This window comes from Streptomyces sp. NPDC002265 (assembly GCF_040296125.1).
Classification (GTDB): Bacteria; Actinomycetota; Actinomycetes; order Streptomycetales; family Streptomycetaceae; genus Streptomyces.
Genome location: NZ_JBEOWS010000626.1, coordinates 1 through 2,427 on the forward strand (window position 1 = coordinate 1; position 2,427 = coordinate 2,427).

Annotated in this window: 2 protein-coding genes and 1 pseudogene; 2 read left to right on the plus strand and 1 reads right to left on the minus strand. The window is 64.4% G+C overall.

The genetic code is table 11. The features are described 5' to 3' along the window. Positions 1–643 precede the first annotated feature (643 nt). Together ABT085_RS45685 and ABT085_RS45690 are read left to right on the plus strand one after the other, a co-directional pair. Complete coding sequence (locus ABT085_RS45685) at positions 644–1,024, plus strand: effector-associated constant component EACC1 (protein ID WP_351622999.1); 381 nt, start codon at positions 644–646, stop codon at positions 1,022–1,024. Continuing rightward, a complete protein-coding gene (locus tag ABT085_RS45690; protein WP_351623001.1) occupies positions 1,021–1,974 on the plus strand; it encodes a caspase family protein in 954 nt (317 codons plus the stop codon). Before ABT085_RS45685 ends, ABT085_RS45690 begins: the two co-directional genes overlap by 4 nt. 213 nt (positions 1,975–2,187) lie before the next feature. Here ABT085_RS45690 and ABT085_RS45695 read toward each other — a convergent pair. After that, positions 2,188–2,427: pseudogene (locus ABT085_RS45695) on the minus strand (SWF or SNF family helicase); the annotation flags it as partial.

Consider the following 2,427-nt stretch of genomic DNA (forward strand, 5'->3'; position numbering starts at 1 on the left):
CCCGCCGAATACGAAGTCAACTACTACCTGACGGCCACGAAACGCCTGGTCACAGCCACAACCTAGAGTCTCCGGACAACCCGGTGCGGTTCAGTCACCGGCCTGACCCTGTGGCGTGGCCGGCCCATATCGGAAATTGCCCCAGCAACGGTTACGGTGGAAGCACCGCTCGACGACGACGTCGAACCGCTCGGTGGCGAACCCAAGTTCATGAACGCATGGGCCGCGTAGGCTCACAGGAACGAGCGCGCGCTCATCGATCCCGGCTCGCCGCTGTTCCGCAAAAGGGATGGTGCCGACCCAGGGCGTCGAGGACTTCACCGACTCGAAGACCGGATACGCGATCGTGGAGGCCGGTCGTACGGGGACGCAGCCCGGCTCTTCAGCGGCCACCTCCATACACCGGCCTCACAGGGCAGCAGCGCGCATCAGCACCTCTTCGCTTCCCGCATGTAGCAGATCAGTTGCTTTGTCGCCATATAGCCAAAGAGTGATCGTCTGGCTACCCTCGAGCATCAGTTGATTTCACTGCAAGAGGGGATCTGCTCCTCCTCATGACTCCGAGTCTGAGGCGGCAGCCGGGATCCTCGGCATGGAGAGGTGTCGTAGAGATCTCGGTTCGACTGACTTCAGGGGGTTTGATGTGTCTGAGTTGATCATTCGCTTCGACGGAGACGATCAAGAAGTTGCGGACCTCGTGCGAAGCCTCGGACAGTGGCTCCATGACACAGAACGCCTGGCCCGCGCTGACATCGAGGCGGTACCAAGGCCCGCTCAGCCCGGCCGATTGGGCGGCATGGAGGAGTTCCTGCGTCTGGTCACGGAAAATCCCCAGGTGTTCACGGCCGTTCTGACGGCTGTTGGCCACTGGATGTCTCAGTGGTACACGACGAGGCCCTTCAGCGTGGTCGTCAACTGCCCGAACGGCGAGGTGATCACCGGTACCGTGCGAAGCCAGGGGGACGTTTCCGCGCTGATGGAACGCCTTCGGCGGGACTGCAAGCCATGCGAGGGGACCGGATGAGCCAATCATGGCCGACGCGCCTGATAGACCGCGAAAACTCGTGGGCTGTCCTCGTGGGAATGTCGGAGTACGCCTCATCCCTTCTGCATGACGTTCCACAGGCAGTAACGGGTGTGGAGGACCTCAAGCAGGCTCTGGCCGGGGACACCGGGTTGTTCCGTGAGGAACAGGTGCTCACGGTCGCTAATCCCAGGAGCACGGAGGACGTTCTCGGCCCGTTGGACAAGATCGCAGGCCAGAAGCCGGACGTGGTGCTCTTCTACTACGTGGGCCATGGCATGCAGGAATCCCTGGACGGTGGCGGTCGCGGGCACATGGAGTTGTTCTTGACGCTCCACGGGTCGGTCGACGCAGGTGCCGACAGGATCCGCACCGGCCTTCCCATAAGCGCCGTCTTTAGCCGTCTGCGGTCTCTGCGGGCGAAGCAGTCTGTGGTGGTGCTGGACTGTTGCTTCGCGGGCCGGGCCCTCGACGACCCGAGCGCAGGAGATATACACGTACTCTGCGCGACGGGAAAGACCACTCAGGCGGGGTACGGGCTGACGGATCGACACACCGGCTTCACCGGCACGCTGCTACGGCTCTTCGAGCGCGGGATCCCGGATGGTCCCCTGTACCTTGACCTCCACACCGTTTTCCACCGGCTCTCCATCGTGCTGCCCACTACTTCCTGCGACTCACCCGACGGTTTTCTGCCATCTCCACGTCAGCGCGCCACAGACCTCAGCGGCAGTGTCGCCTTCGTCCGCAACCCCACGTTCGACACGGCGCTCACTCCTGAAGGCATTGCTGCTCGCGCGGAGTTCGCCCGGCGTGTGGCCAGTCGCGGTAGCGATCCACTGCTGCCTTCCGGAGAACAGCGAATGCTGCTGGCTCACGCCAACGATCTCTTCGCCGCAGTCGCAGCCGACACGACAGGACCCCCTCCGGACACACGCGGCAAACAGTAGAGGCCCGCCACACAGCCGACGGCTCCACTCTCCGGCTGGCCCGGATCCGCATTGTCGGCTCTCGAGATCTGAGCGGGCGTTGTGCGATCGCTGGGTGTCGTCCGGTAGGAGGGCTTGCAGTCGGTCGGGCCTGCGGTGTGCTGGTGGGCATGGATGGGCGGTAGTCGTACCCGATTGATCCACCGGACCAGGTATCGGAGCTGATCCGGCCGGTCATGTCCCCGGCAGGATTGGCAGCACAGCCTCCACGGCGTCCTGGGAGGGAGGGCCGGCCGGCCACCACTGGCCGGACTGCTTACGGAACGGGTACCAGTGACCGTCCGTTCCGTACCGCAGCTCGACGTCGTGACCGACCAGTTGGAGGCGGCCGCCGGTGCGGCGCAGCAGGGGAGGGCCGGGCAGGCCGGGAAGCAACCGGGTGAGGAGTTGTTCGCGTGCCGCGGTCTCCGCGGC